A 17,888-nucleotide genomic window follows, 5' to 3' on the forward strand; every position below is an offset into this window, starting at 1 on the left:
TCCGGCCGAACCGGCCCGCGTCACTCCTACCGCGCCCACCCCTACTTCCCAGGCGGCTGACCCAACCCACAATCCAACAGAGTTGATGTTGTCTCATCCGGCCCAGCTTTGACCGGCCGGCGACGGCTAAGAGGGCCCCGGGGAGCCCTATGCTGCCCGGATGTCTCGTAAGAAGAGTGGCCGGAAGGCCGCCCAGGACTTCATCGACACGGCCGCGCGGATCGAGGCGTTCTGTGCCGAGGTGGACGACAGCGGTCTGGGCGACCAAGCCGTGACCTGGGGCTATGAGGCGGCGCTGGTCAAGACCTATGTCGCCTTCGAGCGCTTGATGCTCAACTGCATCGTGGTCGCGATCAACAACGACACGACGACCATCTCCTCACGGACCGGCATCTCCTTCCCCAAACACCTCACCGATGAGGTCTGCGAGTACCTGGTCACCGGCGGGGGCTACTTCGACTTCAAGGGCCGGGGCGGACTCATCAAGATCATCAAGGACTACGTTCCGGCTGATCACTGGCTGTTGGAGGCCGTGAAGCAGGAGAGGTTCAAGAGCCAGCTCGACATCATGGTGGCGCTTCGCAACTACGCGGCCCACGAGAGCCCGGCGAGCAAGCGCAAGGCCCTTGAAGCTGTCGGCCAGGACAGGATCGGCAGTGCCGGATCGTGGATCAAGAGGCAGGGCCGGTTCACAAAGATGATCACCGACTTGTGCGGGCTCGCCCGCGAGATCAAGACCCGGGCACCCTACTGAACGATCGCGTGGACCCGCCGGAGTGCACTGCGGCGGGTCCACGCGAAAGAGCGCGGTCGGGTCGGCCGCCCAGGCCGACGCTTGTCGCCCGGCGCGATGCGGCTTTCACCCGTCGAACATGGCAGATAGATCCGAACTACTTGGCCGCCGGGTGTTCGCACCATTGCCCGCCGCCGACACCGACGTGACCGACCGGCGGATCACGGCAATCCTCGCCTTGATCGCCCATCCCCCACGCCCGACGACGAACGGTCGGCCGCGCGGCACCGAGATCAGTCAGGAGAACGCCCCGCGTGCCCGAGCTGGAGCTGGTCCTCGGGCGCTCAGCCTTCGGGCTGGCCGCCATGGATGTCACCGCTTCCGGAATCGACCAGGACCCACTCCCAGCCGTCAGGCTCGCGTTCGCCTGTCCGACGAAGTCGCCCGTGAGCCCCTAGGAAGTCGATCATCAACTGCACCGCCTCGCCAGCTTGCAAATGGTCTGGTGCCTCGCCGCGGTGGGCCGCGTCGTTGCGGAGGTTGTTCAGCCAGCGCAGCCGATCGATCGGAACAGCGACCTGAAGGCCGGATACTTCCGCGACCGAGATGTAGGTGCCGAACATCGTCGGACCGTCGATGCGTTTCCGCTGCTTCTCAGGCAGTTGATCGGCCCGTTCGCGGACGTGTCGACCGAGGACGATCTCCAGCGCGGTGGCGGCTTCGATGATCGCGCGCCGGTTGGCGTTGCGCCTGTGCGCTGCTCGCGCGTCACGGCTCAGCATCTCCTCAAGGGCCGGCTTCTTGCCGTCACGAACGAGTCCGAGGATGTCAGCCCATCCCTGCGGGCGAAGTGGAAGAACGTGAGGTGTAGTGATGGTGAGGCCCAGAGCCTGGTCGTGGGGCGGCTCGATGAATGTGAGCCCGGCACCGACCGACTCCACATCGTAGACGCGGTGACGGGGGTCGAGGTCCTGGCCAGTCACGACCTCCACCCAGGTGCGCACGTCGTCGAACCATCTGCCGATGCCCTCGGCAAGCTGGTGTTCGGGGGTACACCACGACCTGTGTTCGTAGGTTGGACCTTCTACGTCGGTCATGGCCACCCGATGAAGGGCGGTGGCTGGCCGAAGCGACTCGGGGATGAACGCGCCGTATTCCTGCGCCCACACGATCTGCTCGCCGGTCAGTTCTGCGCGTGATGCGATCCCCGGCACGTCAGGGGGACCGCCGACAGGTGACCGGCCCTCCGGCATCGTGACGTTGAATCGGAGTTCGCCGTACCCAGTGGAGTAGGTCTTTCCCAGCGCATCGCACATCACCCAGATGTGCACGGGCAGCTCGAAGATCGCTTTTATGTCCATATTGGTTCCCGGAGCGCACTTTCAGTCGCGCTCTGCGCGCGGCAGAGCGATGGTCGCGTTGCTGGTCGACACGGAACCTATGGTGACAGCTGCTGGAGGTCCGCTGACATGATTTCGGCCGGGCCTTGACCGGTGAACACCCATGACGAGCTGGTTCGTCACCCTCGAAGTAGCTTCGAGGAGCGTTGGACTGGCAGCCGTTGACCGACCTAACCAAGGGCATGATCATACTACTGCGTGTGCCGAGGAACCGTTCGCGGTGTTGCAGGCGTGCTCCCAGCACCAATGTTCAAGTGGCACGATGCCCTGCGGCCGCCGCCCGACGAGCTGGTCGAGACCGAGCTGTGCCGATCCGTGCTCGACCGCGCTTTCGAGTAGTCCGACAACTGGATCGGAACAAACCCCGGTCGCCCGACCGGAGCTACTTGTCGGAACCCAGCTCAGCGGCCCCCTCTCCAACAGGTTCAACCGGACAAGACAGTTGTCCTGTCCGGGCGAAGATGGCGGAGTCCGGACTGGTTGGCGGGTCGGTTGGCGGGTGTCCGGGAAACATGGCGGGACGCGGTGAGACCGGCGGGTCGGCGTCCGGGAGAATGCGCCCGTGCCTGGGCCGAGGTCGCCTTCACCCGAACTCCCGGGGCGGGCACACCCGACGGCGCGGACAGCAGGGAGCAGACTGTCCGGATGTCGCCAGCTCGCCGCAAGCCGGACGGTCCCCCGCCGATCGTGCACCCCGGTCCCACGCCCGCGGTCGTCAAGCAGCTCTACGGAACAGCGTGGCGCTGTGGTTTCGCCGGTTGCCTTCAGCCGTTGTACCGGGTCACCGAGACCGGCCAGCAGGTCCTCAACAGCACGATCGCGCACATCCACGCCCGCAGCGAGGGCGGTCCCCGGTGGAAGAAGGGCATGAGCGCCGAGGACAACCGGGCGCCGGAGAACCTGATGCCCATGTGCCTGGAGCACTCCAAGGAGATCGACGACCTCTGGCAAAACTTCCCTGCTGACCTGCTGCGGGAGTGGAAAGAGCAGCAACTCCAGGAATGCCGGGACTTGGACCAGTCCTGGCATCTGAACTCCCGGCAGGTCCAGGAGGTGATGGACGCACTCGACCACCGGCGGATCGGCACCCAGACCGCCGGGTCCAGCGCGGTCCTGGCCGCCGCCCGCATCGTCGGGCAGCTCGTTGTCGTCGCCGGTCAGCAGCGCGCCGTGGTGGCCAGGGCGGTCGGCGCCTGGCAGGCGTTGCGCGACCACGTGAACCGGTCCATGCCCCCGGCCTGGGACGCGACCACCGGGCAACTCCTGAGGGTCGAGCCGTCCCTGATGGAAACCCGGCCCCACCAGGTCGCGGTGTCGGAAGCCCTGGCGGCCGCCATCGCGGCCACGCAATCTCCGACGACCACCCTGATCGGTGAACTGCGCGCGATCGAGGCCGCGGATCCTGACCTGGTTCCGTGGTGCGCCTGGGTGCAGGCGGCGGCCGCCGTCGTCGTCGCGGCCTCCGGACGGTGGCCGGGCAGTTCCTCCCACCCGGTCCACCCGTTGGCCGACAACGGGGATCTGTCCGACGCGCTCGCGGAGCTGGAACGTGCTTTCACTGCGTTGAGTGCGCGGTGGAACGGCCAGGCGGCCGAAGACCCGCCACCCCCACCACCCCCGGTGGAGGCCGAACCGGAGTCCGAGGCACAGCGCGCGGCACGCGAACACGAGGAACTCCTGGACTCCGCGCGCCCCTGGGCCCGCGTCACGGGACTGGCGTATGACCCCGATCTCTACCAGCGGCTGCTGGCGGCCACCGAGCACGCGGTCATGTTCCCCGTCCTGCCCTCATTGATGGCCATCGACCTTTTCGCGACCACGCGCCTGGCCGCGTCTGTGGCCCGCAACGCCGACCCCGACACGTATCGGTCCCTGATCACCCAGGCCGCCGAACTCCAGCCCCTCGTGGTCGCCGTCGCCCTGGTGCGGAGCCTGATGTTCACCGCTGAGGAGGCCGAACGGCTCGAACTCCACGATCACGCCCGCACCACGCTCGTCGCCCTGATGGATGTGGAGCAGTGGCGGGAGGTGGCACCCTGGCAGGACAACGAGTACCACTCCCGGTCCCTGCTGGACTGGACCTCCTCGATCCACGGCGAGGAAACCGTCCGCGACGCCCTCGCGGCGGGCCTGACCGACACCGCGGACCTCCTCGGCCCGCTCCTGATCGGCATCGCCACCTGGAAAGAACAGCGCGACAGCCACACCTGGGCCCTTCGGGACTACGTCCGGGGCATCCGTGACCTGCCACCATGGCTACCGGTCGACACTGTGGTCACCGAGATCCACCGCCAGTTCCCCGACCTCACACCCACACAGCACGACAACGTCGGCGAGGACATCAAGGACCTCCGGGACTTGGCCGCCGACCTGCTCCGAGCCGCCACATCCATCGGGTCTATCTCGTGATCGGTGTGTTCGGCGTTGTTGATCAGTAGGTTTCGGCGTTCGGCCAGCGGTCACCGAACGTGATGGCGAAGGCGTTCAGCACGGGCTTCCAGCGCATCGTCCACCTGGCGCGGCCCGTCCCGGTCGGGTCGAGGCTGCGGGTGACAAGGTACAGACACTTCATCGCCGACTGCTCGGTCGGGAAATGCCCGCGGGCGCGGATCGCCCTGCGGTAGCGGGCGTTGAGCGACTCGATCGCGTTGGTGGAACAGATCATCCGCCGGATCTCGACGTCGTAGTCGAGGAAGGGCACGAACTCGTCCCAGGCGTTGCGCCACAACCGGATCACCGCCCCGTACTTGCCGCCCCACTTCTCCGCCAGGTCCTCCAACGCGGCCGCCGCGGCGTCGGGGGTGGGCGCGGTGTAGATCGGGGCGATGCCCCGTTTCACCGCGTCCCAGTCCTGACGGGCCACCAGCCGGAAGGTGTTGCGGATCAAATGCACGACGCAGGTCTGCACGACGGTGCGCGGCCACACGTTCGCCACCGCGTCGGGCAGGCCCTTCAGCCCGTCGCAGACCAGGAAGAACACGTCGTGAACGCCGCGGTTCTTCAGGTCGACCAGCACGCTCATCCAGAACTTGGCGCCCTCGCCGCCGGTGCCCGTCCACAGACCGAGCACGTCCTTGCGCCCGTCCACCGTGACGCCGATCGCGGCGTAGACCGGACGGTTGGCGACCTGGCCGTCGCGGACCTTGACCACGACGGCGTCGAGGAACACCGCCGCGTAGACGGCGTCGAGCGGTCGGCCGGCCCAGTCGTTCATCTCCGCGACGACCTTGTCGGTGATCCGCGAGACCGTCTCCCTCGACACCGACGCGCCGTAGATCTCCGCGAAGTGCGCCGAGATCTCCCCGGTGGTCAACCCCTTGGCATACAACGACAACACAATCTCATCGACGTCGGTCAGTCGACGTTGCCGCTTCTTCACGATCTGCGGCTCGAAGCTGCCCTCCCGGTCCCGCGGCACCTCGATCTCGACCTCGCCGGCCGCGTCGGAGATCACGGTCTTGGTCCGGCTGCCGTTGCGCACGTTGGTCGACTCGCGCCCCGGTTCGGCGCGGTTCTTCTCGTGGCCGAGGTGCTCGGTCATCTCCTCGGCCAGGGCGGTCTCCAGCACGGTCTTGGTGAACAGCTTGAGCAGACCATCGGGGCCGGTCAGCGCCAGCCCTCGTGCTTTGGCCTCGGCCACCATCGCCGCCGCGGCGGCCTGCTCCGGCGACAGCTGCCGCCCGGTCCCCGTCTCGCTCTTCCGTGCGCTCACAAGCTCAGATGTCATCACTCACAGTGCCCATCCCGCCGGACCCCAGGCCCGGCGTGTCGGGCCGAACACACCGATCTTGAAACAGTCCCTGTCTCGGCCCAGCCGTGATGCGAGGTCAGCGATACTGGCTCTTCGGGTCGAGTCGGTAGGGGTGTTGGGTGTCGTTGCTCGGAGCTGTCCTGGTCAAGCTTGCCGAGACGGTGGTGAAGTACGCGGTCGAGGCCGGCACCGGGAACAAGATGGCTGGCGAGTTGAGCGCCGGGGCCGCAGGCGTGCTGGGCGGACGTGCAACTGGGCTGTCGGATGAGCGGAAGGCGCGGCGGACGAAGGAGCGAGTGGCCCGGCGGCTGGCGGACGAGTTGGTCGACAGGTATGGGCACGAGTACCGAGAGTTGCCGGAGGGGGATCGGGCTGCGGCGGTGCAGGCCGTGATCGATACGTTCGAGCTCGTCGGCAGTGGTCCTGGAGTTGTTGCGGGTAACGACGGCGATCCTCGGCGGCTGGCGGACACGCTGCGCCGTGAGTCCGGTGACCTTCTACGGCAAGCCGCGCTCGGCCGCGACGGCGAGGAGTTCTACGGCAGGCTGTTGCGTGAGGCTTGTATCCATGCCGTAGCGGTCGCCACCCACGGTCCCGAGTTCCTGGCGGCGGCCGATGCCGAAACGCTGTCGAGGCTGACGACTCTGAGCAGTGATATATCCCGGGAGTTCGCCCGGCTCAACGCTCGTCTGGATCCATTGCTCGCTTCGCGACCGGATGGGGTCGGGGCTGTCGCGCCGCATGAGGTCGAGGATCGTCGCGCGGCGGAGGTGACCGTGCAGAACACACTCGACGGTGTGGTCACGGGACCGGTGGTGCAGGCGGGCCCGGTGCACGGCAACGTGACCATCAACTACTGGGGTGACGGTCTTTCGTCGTCGAACCCGGAGGTGTCGGCTTCCGCCCGGGGAGCATGGCAGGAGGTTCACTTCCGCGGACGCAGGAAACTCCTGTCGGCGTTGACGGGAACTCGCCTGGGGCCTGGGGATGCCGAGGCGTGCCCGCAGTTCCACGAAGTCGTGGAAATCGAGACCGCGCTCCTCACGGCCTGCTCGGCGATCCTCACCGGGAACAGCGGCTGTGGCAAGTCCGTGACCGCGTACCAAGTCATGGCGAACCGGCTGCACGAGGGCTGGAAGCCTGTGCGCCTGCGGGACTCGGCACGGCATCTCAATGGTGATCGCATCGTGGACGACCTGCTCGCCGTGGAAGGCCCGGTGATCGCGTTGATCGATGACGCGCAGTCGGTGCCCGGTGACACCTTGCGGGAGGTGCTGGAGGCCGCCGGACCGGAGCGGTGGGTGCTGGTGGTGAGCACAGAGCGAGTGCAGGGACCTGCACCTGTGGTGCGCATTGCACAAGAGCGGGCAGTGGCCACGCTCCACGCGGTCCTGTCGAAGGACCTGGAGACGTTGACCCGTGAGGTGAACCTGCTCGACCCGACCGTGGGAGACGGTGCCCACCAGCGGCCGATCGAACACCGCCTGCGTGTCGCGGCCCGGCAGTCCACGCCGTGGCAGTTCTGCTTCGTGCTGTCGGGCGGCTGGCGCCGCGTCGAGGGAGCACTGGCCAGGCTGAGAGAACAGGACGAGGCGCATCTGGCATTGGCCGCGATTGCGGTAGGACAGATCGCGACCGCGGACGCGGGCATCCCGATCGACCGGCTTGACGCGATGGCCGTCTCGATGGGACGTGACGCGGCGTGGGTCGCGCGATCTCTCGACGTCCTCCGAGGCGAGCAGTTGATCAGCTCGGATGACGGGTTCTACCGGTGTGCGCACCTGCAAGCGGCGTGGAGCACCCTCCACACCCTGCTCAGCCCGTACCCGATCACGGCGCCGCCGACCAAACGCCCGACCGTGCCGCCGATCACCGGCGCGGCGGACAGTGCGCCACCGGCATCGCCACCACGTCGGAGATTGACACCGGTCTCCCCACCTGCCGAGGGGAAGGTGGCGAGGGATCGCCGGGTCATCGCCGACCTGATCGAGGACATCGTTGCGGACCCGGCGACAAGTTTGGTCGGTCTCAGCTGGCTGACTGGTTGGTATGGCTTCCACAGCGAGGACCGCTGGGCGCTCCGTGTATCCGGCGCGATGGGAGACGTTCGCGTTGGACAGTTGATCGACCGTGTCACGACCAGAGACGAATCGGGTACGGACCTCGGCGTCCGCGCCTCCGTCATCTGCGGCCTCAGCAGCTGGCAGGACGGACTTGCTCAAACGCAGCGAATCGCCGACAACGCGCACCGGTTCAGGAGATGGGTCGACCGCATGACCGTCAAGGACGCGGCTGGCATGGAAGCCTTGTTCAACTGGCTCGGCAATGATCGTCGCGATCTCACCGAAGAACTCCTACGGGATGTCGACGTGGAGAACCTGGTCGCCCGCTGGGTCGACGGTGACCTGGCATCGGCCGCGACGTTCGGCAAAGCGGTCGAGAGGATCTGCTACGCAGGCGGCACCGCGCTGTACGCAGCGGTCGCCGCCGCCATCGACGGTGACGCGATGCTGGGCTTGTTCCGCCACGTGACGGGTGAGCTGTGGGCACCATGCCAGTTGACCGAGACCGTGGGATGGATCGATCCCTCGCTGAGCCTGCGCTTGGTATCGGCCTTCCTGCCGCAGATTGCGGCGGCGATCAACGACGACCCCGTCGAGTCATGGCCCGACATTCACGACACGCTGTGGTTCGTACTCGGGTTCACGCCTGGGTTCCTGCGTCAGGAACGGCCGTCGAAACAGCGGAGGCGCATCGCAGCCAGGCTCGCCGCGATGCTCGACACCGCCGCCCTCGCAGACGCCATCGCCCACTCACGACCCCGTGACTGGCAGGCGCTGGCGGAGCTAATGGTGTTCGTCTGGGAGGCCGCTCCGCAACTGTTCCAGGACATCGCCGCTGCTGTCGACATGGACGCCTTCTCCGAGACCGTCGCTCCACACCTCGACCACCCACGATGGGGCTCGTTGCAGATCCTGGGAGTGATGGCGGAAGCTCGACCGGAGGCGACCGGGCGGATCGTCGGACCGCTGATCGCCACCGCTGAGTCGTTGGTGGCGTTGCATGCGATCGTGGCACCGAATGAAACGATCGAGGCGCTGCACCGCGGCGTACCCGTCGACCTCGGTGCCAGGGAGCAGGAGTGGGAGATGGCAGACCAAGCCGTGACCGCGCTGGCCTGCTGCGATCCGGACACGGCGGGGTTGGTGCTGGCCGCCAACCTCGACGCCATCAAGCACGGGCTCCAGCTGGGGATTCACGGCGAGGATCATGCAGGCCTGTCGGAGTTCCTGGCGCGGTGCGATCAGGTGTCTCCAGGCATGTTGGACGCAGCACTGGCCGAGATCATCGAGGATGCGACGCCGCACTGGCAGCGGGAGTTGGGCAGGCGTGATCGCGCGCGGCGGCCGGTGCTGGAGTTGGTCCGGCGTGCGGCACGTGTCTGCCCTGACCATGCGAAGGTCCGACACCTTCTGCGTCGATTTCCGTCGTTGGGTCGGGTGGACTAACGGTATTGCGCAGGGTGGGACACGATGTCAGGTCATGGTGCCCAAAGCTCCAGTCTCCATAGCGAGGTATGGCGTTCCTGGACGAACCGATGCGCGAGTGTGGGCGCGTTTCCATCATGAGGGGGAGACTGGTGGCCAAGTCCCGCGTGTCCGTCGCTGATCGAGTTGAGGCATTCCGGGCGCGTGCTGCGGAGGTGCGGGCATGTTCATTGTTCCAGCAGGAGGTGCGCGAGTTCTCCTTTGGGTTCACGATGGAGAATGATGCTGTACGCTACTGCTTCCCGAAGGTGGACAGAGCGCGGCAACACTATTGTGCATCGTTATTGCGTCCGTTTCTGTCGGAAAGTGATACCGTTTCGCTGAACAGATGTTTCGGTGTCTTCGGTGCGGCACTTGACGATCCGGGACTCCGTCGTGACCTCGGTGCCATCCGTGCGGACTACAGGACCGCGCGGCAGAGTTCGATGTTCAGCGCGGCGGTGTGGCGAGTCGACGAGCGTCCGCCAGAGAAGTGGTACACCGACTGGGAGATCGCCCACGCCCTGCTTTACGGCGATCTGCTGCACTTGGACGCCGGGTTGCGGCGTTTGCTCCGATCGCTTGTGCCTCCCGGCGGTGACCCGTGGGATCACCAGGCAGTCATGATGATGTTCCACGTCACGGCCCGGACCGCTCTTCGTGTAGACGATCTGCTACATGTGGCACAGGATCGGGGCGCACTGCCGAGGTAGTCAGCGGTGCGGCCTTCAGGATGCTGCAACTCGAGTCCGGGCCGCACCTGCTTGCTCTGTCCGGCGACACCTATCGGATCTACGCCGCCGACACCAGTCGCTTCTTGCCCCGCTCCGCCGCGCGCTGGTAGTGGCGCATCGACCGCCCCATCACCAGTGCGGACGTAGTGTCCCGTCTTGTTTTCGGTCGGTTCAGCAAGTGGAAGGCTCTTGCGGTGTCCTTGAGGTTGTCCCCTTGAACCGGACGCCCTGATCCCAGACAGCGGTCTGGGGAAGGATGTTCCCCGTGTCAGGTAAGTCGAAGTACCCCGAGCGGTTCCGTAGGGACGCTGTCGCGTTGGCCCGTTCGTCGGATCGGCCGTTGCGGCAGGTCGCCCGCGAGCTGGGCGTGAACCACGAGACCCTGCGCAACTGGGTCCGCACCGCCGAGCAGGCCCAGGCCGGACCGGTCGACGCGGCGGCGGTGGACCAGGCGGAGCTGCGGGCGCTGCGCAAGCGCGTGGCGGAACTGGAGCTGGAGAAGGACATCCTCCGCAAAGCGGCCGCGTATTTTGCCAAGGAGATGGGTCGTTGACCCGCAGCCACCGGTTCATCTCCGAGCATCGCGCCGTCTTCGGCGTCACCCGGCTGTGCAGGGTCCTGGGCGTGCGGCGTCCGGGCTTCTACGAATGGCTCGCCGCCGCCCCGGCCAGGGCGCAGCGGGCAAAGGCGGACGAGCGCCTGGCCGCCGAGATCGGGGAGGTCCACGCCGGTCACCGGGGTGCCTACGGGCGTCCGCGGATCGTTGTCGCGCTGCGTCGTCGCGGACGCCGGGTGAACCACAAACGGGTCGGTCGGGTCATGCGCGAGCGCGGGGTCGTCGGCATCACCCGCAGACGGCGCAGGTCATTGACCAGGCCCGATGCCGTCGCGGTGCCGGTGCCGGACCTGATCGGCCGCGATTTCACCGCCCCGGTGCCGGGGAAGCGGCTGGTCGGGGACATCACGTATCTGCCCACGAGGGAGGGCTGGCTCTACCTGGCCACGGTGATCGACCTGCACAACCGCGAGGTGATCGGGCACGCGATGGCCGACCACATGCGCGCCGAACTGGTCCGCGACGCCCTCGACCTCGCTGTCAAACGCGGCCTGATAAGCGATAACGCGATTTTTCACGCCGATCGCGGGTCGCAGTACACCTCCGGACTGTTCCGCTCCGCGCTCGCCGGTCACGGCATCCGTCCGTCGGTGGGGCGGACCGGGTCGTGCTTCGACAACGCCGTCGCGGAATCGTTCTTCGCCACCCTCAAGACCGAGATCGGCACCACCGTCCGGGACGCCCGCGACGACGCCCGACGCGACGTTTTCGCCTACCTCGGCTACTACAACCACGACCGTCTACATTCGACACTCGACTACCGCACCCCACACGAAGCCCGCCTCGGCTATCGTCAAGATCCCACCCTCGTGGCATGAAATCCGGTGTCCGGTTCAAGGGGACAACCTCACCTCGCGGTCTCGGGTGCCCGCAACTTGCGTGTCACTCGACACTCATGGACCAAGGGAGTTCATCGCGTGTGAACGGGTACTTGGCGAGTGCGTGGACCAGCCATCGGTCGCCGCGGTCGAGGCGGCGTTGCAGCGTGAGCCACCAAGCATCCGTGATCATGATGTGGCCCTGCACCTGCCTGGTCTGTCCGGTATCGGGGACGAGCTTGACGTGCGCTACGTCGTCGCTCGGGCGCGCGGGGCGGGTGGTAAAGGTGAAACCGCCCAGCGTATGGCCGACTTCGGCGAAGTCCCGCCACGCCTGGCGCGACTCCTCGGTGACCAGCGACCTCAGAACGCGAACACCCTCCTCGGTAAGCGGTGGGTTCCAGAGCACCATGAGAAAGGCAAGCGCGGTGGTCATGGGATTGGCGGCATCGAGCGGACCCAGGTCGGCCAGGGCGGCCTCGTCATCGTCGGCTATCGGCAGGCCCACGGCTTCGAGAAGGCCGTCGACCAGGTCGGAGCATGCTTGCTGGGCTCCCACGACATCGATGCTCAACGAGCCCAGGTGCAGGATGTACCTGCCGTTCGCGCCGAGTTCGTAGAAGACGTTGAACTGGCGAGCCGCCTGCTCGGTCGGCTGACGCCTCTTCGCCGGAACGCCGGGGTGCGACAGATTCCCGGTTCCCCTTGCGTAGTCGTCGAAGTGGTCGAGCACGTCTCTGGCGTTCTTGGCGTCCGGCGCCGCCACCTCGAACCTCGATACGGCTGCTTGTGCCACGGCTTGCGCAGGTCCGGTGAGGTGGTCCCGGAGCATGCAGGCCGCACGCAGTGCCTGTCGTAGTACGTGCACGAACTGGTAGCCGTCGATCTGTCGGTCGACGTGGTCGCGGTTGGTGTCGAGCACTCGCTCGGCCTGCATGGTCACCGCCCGGTACCAGGTGACCAGGTGGGTCATCGCAACGGAGTCCAAGTGTTCGAGCCGACGCCACCGCTCCTGGCGGGACCGTCCTTCTGCCGCTCCAGTGCCCACTTCGTCACCTTCCTGGCCTGGGAGGCCCAAAACTTCCGGCGTTCGAGTGGCAGGAGCGTAAGCCGTCGGTCGGTTCGGCTGCGGTTGCACGTCGTTTCGGGCCTGTCGATGTCACACGTGGTCGAGTGGAGTTGGCGGCGTCAGGTCGACCACCGCAGGAGTGTCGCAGCATCGCTCTGGTGGCTCCGGCTGGACCGTCGTTCGACCGGTGCGTGGTACGGGGGGCGACCGGTGTGGCTGGGCGGAGTGCTCACCGATGTGGCCGTCGATCGACTGGTGAGTTGGATCGAGGCGGGTGGCCCTGGGCGCGCCGCGATGCCCGACGCCCTTGCCGACCACCTGATCGCGCCCCGCCGCCGACGGCATCGCAAGCTGCTCCTCCGCACCCCGGCCGGCCAGCGCGGTGGCGAGAAGTGGCTCATGTCGGCCTGGAGGCGCGTGCGGCAGGATGGTGTAGTGGACTACGACTTGGCCCGGCTCGGCACGCGGGAGTTCGAACACCTCGTGCAAGTGCTCGCCATCGGGATCCAGGGGCCGGGCGCCCAGGTGTTCGGTGACGGTCGTGACGGTGGTCGGGAGATTACTTTCGAGGGGGCATGAGGTTCCCGAACCTCGAACGGTCGGATCAGGCGTTGTGAGGCCGAGCGCGTCGCGTGGCTCGGTCTCGTCCCGAACCCGCTCGATCGTCCGCGCGACGAACGCCGCCTCGGCCGCCTCCTACGACGCGTGGTGCACACCCAGTGGATGAGTACCAGGACGTCAATGAGCAGCAGTACCGGCTGTTGCGGCTGCTCGCGCCCGCCGACGCCGGTCGACCGCGTCCACCAGCAACCCCACCCAGCGGGAACGGGTGCATCGAACCTCAACTCGCTCGCCACGACACCATGATCGCTGCCCGACCGATTTCCGCTACACGACGTCGCATGTCCACGTCATGCCGTGTGTGGCCACAGGCTGGAGGTGGTCAGGGTTTCAGAATCGTCTTGGCGTCCACCTGGTCGAATAATGATCGCTGCTTCAAATCGTCCCACGTCCACGGAAGGGCCGCCTTCCCGTCCGGCTCGCGGCCGAAACGGAAATCCTTCCGGTGTCCTTTGATGCTCATGAATAGGTCGAACCGGCCGACGACTGCGAGATGATCGGCCAGTGCGGCAATCTGATCGACGGCTCCCGACTCGCGTAGTCTCGTCAATAGAACGTCAATGTCGTCGCGATCGTAGATCCTGGCCTGTTGCGCTGCGCGGCTGATCAGCGTGGCGGCCTGTTCTGTCGCTCCTGCCTTGTATAGTGCATTCAGTAGAGCGTCCACGTCGTGGATGTCGTTCACGGCGGCACTCGCGGCTATATACTCGGCGAGTGCGTCGACCTGGCTCGTGGCACCTACTCTGTGCAGCGCCTCCAGCAGTGCGCCTACACTTTGAGGTTCATGGCCGGCAAGGCGGGCGATGGAGGCGGCGTTCAACAATCCGGCGAGCCGTTCTTCGGACCCGGCCCCATGGATTGCCGTCAGTAGCACGCCCAGGTCGTAAGGGCTGTCGAAAACGGTGTGCGTTGGAGTGATGCGTCCAGTTAGTAACGCGATGTGTTCCACGGCGTCGACCTCTAATAGTGCCACCAGCAGCGCCCCTATGCCGCGAAGGTTGTGGAGCGCGACATGCTCGGCCATACGTTCGGCCAGCACTGCAATCTGGTCTGTGGCGCCCACGTCGTGCAGTGCCGACAGCAGAGGTCGTACGGAGACCAAGTCGTCGAACACGACCTGCGTGGAGGGTGAACGCTCCAACAAGGCGGCGATCTGAGCCGTGGCGTCTGCCTTGTGCAGCGCCGACAGAAGAGTCCCTACATTCCAGGGGACCTTCAGGGCGGCAGACCGGGCGGCGCGTCCGGCGAGTACTCCGACCTGCTCTGCGGCTCCTGTCTCATGTAACGCCTCCAGTAGTAGTCCTGCCGCGTGAGGGTCGTCAACGGATGAATGCTCGGCTATGCGTTTTGCCAGGATGGAGACCTGCTGCGCGGCGTCCGCTTGATGAAGGGCCAGCAGCACCTCTTTTGCGCCGTAGGGGTCGTCGAGTCTCATGTTCCCGATCATGCGGCCGGTCCACTCGGAGACCTGATCCGACGCTCCTGCTTTGTTCAACGTAGACAGCAACCTGCCCATGCTGTAGGTGTCGTCCGAGATGATGGCCTGACCGGCCATACGCTTTGCCAGTGCGAAAGACAGACTTTTTGCTCCAACTTCAAGCAATGCTTCCAATAGCGTTCTCGCTGCATGTGGATGAGACAATTCGGCCTGCTCGCTTATGCGCTCGGCAAGCTCGACCGCAAGTTCCGTGTTCCCGGTTTCATGCAGTGCTTCCAGTAATCTGCTGACCGCATGGAGGTCGTCCAGACCGACGTGGGTCACCGCCCACTGTGCAGGTCGATGATCGTCAGGGTGAATTGCGTGCAGGTTACGGACGAGGCGTGCCGCCGCGTAGGCGTTGCCGTGTGCCGTCGCGTTCTTCAAGATCTGGCCGGCGTGGCGGTACAGGCCGAGCGCCCATGCCTCGTCTCCGAGGAAGTCCAGGTCATCCGGGTTCGCATGGACACTGACCGTGGTCCAGAAGCCAACGGGTGGCACCTGTGCCGCACGATGCGAGCGACCGTACTCGTCGAGGTAGTCCTCCAGACGAACCACGTCACCGATGGGTTGCCCTGGGATGGCCGGCGGTCGGTGCAGCGCGCGTACGGCCGCGGCGTCGCGGGGTGTCGTGAGGGTGTGGAGTGCGCGGGTGAACCAGTCGGGATCGGTGAGGTGCTGCTGCTGTTCATGCGGGTCGAGGTAGGCGGGGGCGGCGTGGTGGAGCAGGTCGACGGGGAGCCATTCGCTGTGGCCGAGGCGGCGTGCGTCCATGGCGGCGTGTAGGACGGCGGCGACGGTGGTGGAGGCATTGCTGTAGAGGTCGAGTAATTCGGGAACGCCTGCCATGTACTGGGTCAGTGGCACCCGCGTGGCCTGATCAGGTCCGCCGTCGGCGCCGTCGGCTGCGGCCAGGGCGCGGCGGACGCGGGTGTCGCTGCTGCTTCGAGCGGCGGCCAGATCAGGGCCGGTGAAGACACCGGGAACGGGGATGGTGCGGCCGCTGAGCAGTGCACGGGCGTCGGCGTGCCGGTCCGGTCGGACTTGGGGACGCTGGGTGATCTGGTCGAGGTAGAGCGGCCACAGGGTACCCAGCAACAGCACGGGGGTGCGGGTCGAGTCTGCCAACAGCGCGCGTAGGCCGGAGGCGATAGCGCTGGCGGTGTGCTTGTCCGGGTCGATTAGGTAACGCTGAGCCTCATTGAGCCAGATCACCGTGTGTGGCTCGACTGCGGCAAGTCCGCTGAGGAACTGGTCGGCGGGCACGGGGTTGATCGGCGGCCACACCCGCCACCCGGCTTCGGTCAGGCTCCGGTGCCGTGACCGGCCGCGCGAACGCCTCGGTTGCGGGACGGGGTGGTGCAGAAGTTCGTACAGGGCTCGGGTTTTGCCCGAGGTGGAGTCGCTGACCAGGATCGCCGTTCCTGATCGGGGTTGCTCGTCCATGGCTGCGCGGGCCAGTTCGCGCAGGACCAGGTCGTGCTGTCGGGGGATGTAGCGGGGAAGGGGACTCTCGTCGTCTGTTCCGGGTGGCAGCGTCCGGCGGACCTCCAAGTCCTCGGCTGCGGTATCGCTGATCAGCCGACCAGGCGCGAGCACGGATTCCGTGACCGGCACGCCGTGCCCGTTGACCACCGAGCCGATCGGCGCGACTAGAACATCGCGGCCGGCCTGTATCACCGTCGACTGCGCCGAAGCGGCACCTACCTGGACGAGCCCGTCCGCTCCACCGTCGTCCACAATCGCCCCGTTCTGTACTGCTGGCCCGCCGGCCGATTACGCACACCAGAACCCAGTCTTGCTCGACCATCTACGCAGAACTGCGGTTACGGTTGATGAACGCCGTCGAGTCCGCCGAGCAGATCCGCTTGACGAAAGTCTTCTGCTCTGTCGCGGGCGTGATCGTCGGTACGGAAGGTGTCCCTGCCGCTGTAGGACGGCGGCGCGGCGACGGCACCGTAGTGAGCAATAGCGTCGGCGCTGGCTGGAGCCGGTGCCCCGGTTGACGATGGGTTGGGCGCAGACCGGGCAGTGGCCGTCCGGGATGACCGGGGCGAGGGCCCGGAGGAGGCGGTCGACGGAGCGGCGTTGGGAGGTTAGGGGAACGCTGTCGGCCGGACAGGTTGTGTTTCCGCACAGAGTGGCGAACTGGGCGCGCAGGTCGCTCAAGTCGCGGCGGCAGGTGCCCAACAGGTGTAGGTAGCGCTCCAGCGGCCAGTGGATCAGCCGTCCGGCGCGGGTGAGGTAGACGCCGAGTGCGTCGATGGTGAACCGGTCGCTGTAGTCGAGCAGGGTGTAGCACAGCAGTTGGTGAATGGTGTCCAGCGGGAACGCGTGGATGTCGCGGGTGCTTTTGAAGTCGATCAGCATGCCGTCGACGATCAGGTCGGCGTCGGCGTCGATGTGGGCGCTGCCGTCGAAGGTCGGTCCGGCGTGGCAACTGGCGGGCGTGGTCTCGTAGCGCAGTCGGGTCAGGTCGCCGTGCTCGGCCAGGTCGAGTTGGGCCAGGACGTCGGCGACCAGGTCCGGGTGAGGCACACGCAGCAGGGCTTCCAGGTCGAATCCGCGAGGGGTGGCGGCCGCGGCCCGGAACAGCGGGGTCTGAGGGAAGGCGATCGGTACCCGGAAGCGCAGGGCGTACCAGGCGGCGGCGATCAGCAGTCGGGCCAGCTGTTCCTCGTCGTCCTGCGGGCCGAGGATGGAGTGTCTGCGGTTGTCGGGTTCCATCTCGGCGACGGTTGCGGTGATCCGGTCGACCAGTTGAGCGCCGACGGTCGCCAGGGCCTCCGAAAGAGGCCCGCGTCGGATGCCGAGGATTGGGCTTTCGGCAGCGATGCGGCAGTCGGCGACCCCCAACCGCGTCGCAGCGTCAACAGGGTCGGCTGCGGTGAACGCCAGGCGTAGCCGCTGGTCGACCGCTGTGCCGACCGTGCCCGCCTCGAATCCGACACCCGGTCCCGGCTGCCACCCGCGCGGTGAGGACAGTTGGGCGCAGTAGGTGGCGCGAAGCGGCCGGGAGCCCGCCGACAGCTCGCGATCCAGGAACCGGCGCAGCGGCGTGCGAGGCGATGCCAGCCCTCCCAGCAGGCTCGTAGCCGCAGGCACCGACATTCCGGCGTCGTGGTCAACCGACCGGGTGAGG

At 66.7% G+C, this 17,888-nt stretch carries 12 protein-coding genes; 7 read left to right on the top strand and 5 right to left on the bottom strand.

Annotation, left to right across the window (positions count from 1 at the left end):
- Nucleotides 1-160: 160 nt before the first annotated feature.
- Entirely contained in the window at nt 161-754 is a 594-nt protein-coding gene (locus tag AB0G01_RS30275) for a hypothetical protein (protein WP_360952487.1), read from the top strand.
- 323 nt (nt 755-1,077) lie between these two features.
- Here the strand turns inward: AB0G01_RS30275 and AB0G01_RS30280 are convergent, their stop codons facing one another.
- Complete coding sequence (locus AB0G01_RS30280) at nt 1,078-2,094, bottom strand: hypothetical protein (protein ID WP_360952490.1); 1,017 nt, start codon at nt 2,092-2,094, stop codon at nt 1,078-1,080.
- 684 nt (nt 2,095-2,778) lie between these two features.
- Between AB0G01_RS30280 and AB0G01_RS30285 the strand changes: the two genes are divergently transcribed.
- On the top strand, nt 2,779-4,542 hold the full coding sequence (locus AB0G01_RS30285; RefSeq protein ID WP_360952493.1) for a hypothetical protein: 1,764 nt from the start codon (nt 2,779-2,781) through the stop codon (nt 4,540-4,542).
- Nucleotides 4,543-4,564: 22 nt separating this feature from the next.
- Here AB0G01_RS30285 and AB0G01_RS30290 read toward each other — a convergent pair whose 3' ends face one another.
- Nucleotides 4,565-5,860: an IS256 family transposase gene (locus AB0G01_RS30290; RefSeq protein WP_360952496.1), complete on the bottom strand. Its 1,296-nt coding sequence runs from the start codon at nt 5,858-5,860 to the stop codon at nt 4,565-4,567.
- A gap of 143 nt (nt 5,861-6,003) precedes the next feature.
- On the opposite strand from AB0G01_RS30290, the gene AB0G01_RS30295 reads away from it, so the two are divergent.
- The 4 genes from AB0G01_RS30295 to AB0G01_RS30310 all read left to right on the top strand — a co-directional run bounded on the left by AB0G01_RS30295 (nt 6,004) and on the right by AB0G01_RS30310 (nt 11,579).
- Nucleotides 6,004-9,393: a hypothetical protein gene (locus tag AB0G01_RS30295; RefSeq protein ID WP_360952499.1), complete on the top strand. Its 3,390-nt coding sequence runs from the start codon at nt 6,004-6,006 to the stop codon at nt 9,391-9,393.
- Nucleotides 9,394-9,461: 68 nt separating this feature from the next.
- Entirely contained in the window at nt 9,462-10,124 is a 663-nt protein-coding gene (locus tag AB0G01_RS30300) for a hypothetical protein (RefSeq protein WP_360952502.1), read from the top strand.
- 286 nt (nt 10,125-10,410) lie between these two features.
- The gene (locus AB0G01_RS30305; protein WP_360952505.1) at nt 10,411-10,698 is read left to right on the top strand and encodes a transposase; all 288 of its coding nucleotides are present in this window, start codon (nt 10,411-10,413) and stop codon (nt 10,696-10,698) included.
- The gene (locus AB0G01_RS30310) at nt 10,695-11,579 is read left to right on the top strand and encodes an IS3 family transposase (RefSeq protein WP_360952508.1); all 885 of its coding nucleotides are present in this window, start codon (nt 10,695-10,697) and stop codon (nt 11,577-11,579) included. Before AB0G01_RS30305 ends, AB0G01_RS30310 begins: the two co-directional genes overlap by 4 nt.
- A gap of 64 nt (nt 11,580-11,643) precedes the next feature.
- Here AB0G01_RS30310 and AB0G01_RS30315 read toward each other — a convergent pair whose 3' ends face one another.
- On the bottom strand, nt 11,644-12,552 hold the full coding sequence (locus AB0G01_RS30315) for a hypothetical protein (protein ID WP_360952511.1): 909 nt from the start codon (nt 12,550-12,552) through the stop codon (nt 11,644-11,646).
- Between the two features lie 15 nt (nt 12,553-12,567).
- Between AB0G01_RS30315 and AB0G01_RS30320 the strand changes: the two genes are divergently transcribed.
- On the top strand, nt 12,568-13,227 hold the full coding sequence (locus AB0G01_RS30320; protein ID WP_360952514.1) for a hypothetical protein: 660 nt from the start codon (nt 12,568-12,570) through the stop codon (nt 13,225-13,227).
- Nucleotides 13,228-13,591: 364 nt separating this feature from the next.
- On the opposite strand, the gene AB0G01_RS30325 is transcribed toward AB0G01_RS30320, so the two are convergent.
- Together AB0G01_RS30325 and AB0G01_RS30330 are read right to left on the bottom strand one after the other, a co-directional pair.
- On the bottom strand, nt 13,592-16,486 hold the full coding sequence (locus AB0G01_RS30325) for a hypothetical protein (RefSeq protein WP_360952517.1): 2,895 nt from the start codon (nt 16,484-16,486) through the stop codon (nt 13,592-13,594).
- Between the two features lie 36 nt (nt 16,487-16,522).
- Nucleotides 16,523-17,857: a hypothetical protein gene (locus AB0G01_RS30330; protein ID WP_360952520.1), complete on the bottom strand. Its 1,335-nt coding sequence runs from the start codon at nt 17,855-17,857 to the stop codon at nt 16,523-16,525.
- Nucleotides 17,858-17,888: the final 31 nt, after the last annotated feature.

Origin of the sequence: Actinosynnema sp. NPDC023587 (genome assembly GCF_040640215.1) — a bacterium.
Lineage (GTDB): Bacteria > Actinomycetota > Actinomycetes > Mycobacteriales > Pseudonocardiaceae > Actinosynnema.

Coding starts and splice junctions, on each gene's coding strand:
- AB0G01_RS30275 (WP_360952487.1), top strand. CDS start 161: ATGTCTCGTAAGAAGAGTGGCCGGAAGGCCGCCCAGGACTTCATCGAC.
- AB0G01_RS30280 (WP_360952490.1), bottom strand. CDS start 2,094: ATGGACATAAAAGCGATCTTCGAGCTGCCCGTGCACATCTGGGTGATG.
- AB0G01_RS30285 (WP_360952493.1), top strand. CDS start 2,779: ATGTCGCCAGCTCGCCGCAAGCCGGACGGTCCCCCGCCGATCGTGCAC.
- AB0G01_RS30290 (WP_360952496.1), bottom strand. CDS start 5,860: ATGACATCTGAGCTTGTGAGCGCACGGAAGAGCGAGACGGGGACCGGG.
- AB0G01_RS30300 (WP_360952502.1), top strand. CDS start 9,462: ATGGCGTTCCTGGACGAACCGATGCGCGAGTGTGGGCGCGTTTCCATC.
- AB0G01_RS30315 (WP_360952511.1), bottom strand. CDS start 12,552: ATGACCCACCTGGTCACCTGGTACCGGGCGGTGACCATGCAGGCCGAG.
- AB0G01_RS30330 (WP_360952520.1), bottom strand. CDS start 17,857: ATGTCGGTGCCTGCGGCTACGAGCCTGCTGGGAGGGCTGGCATCGCCT.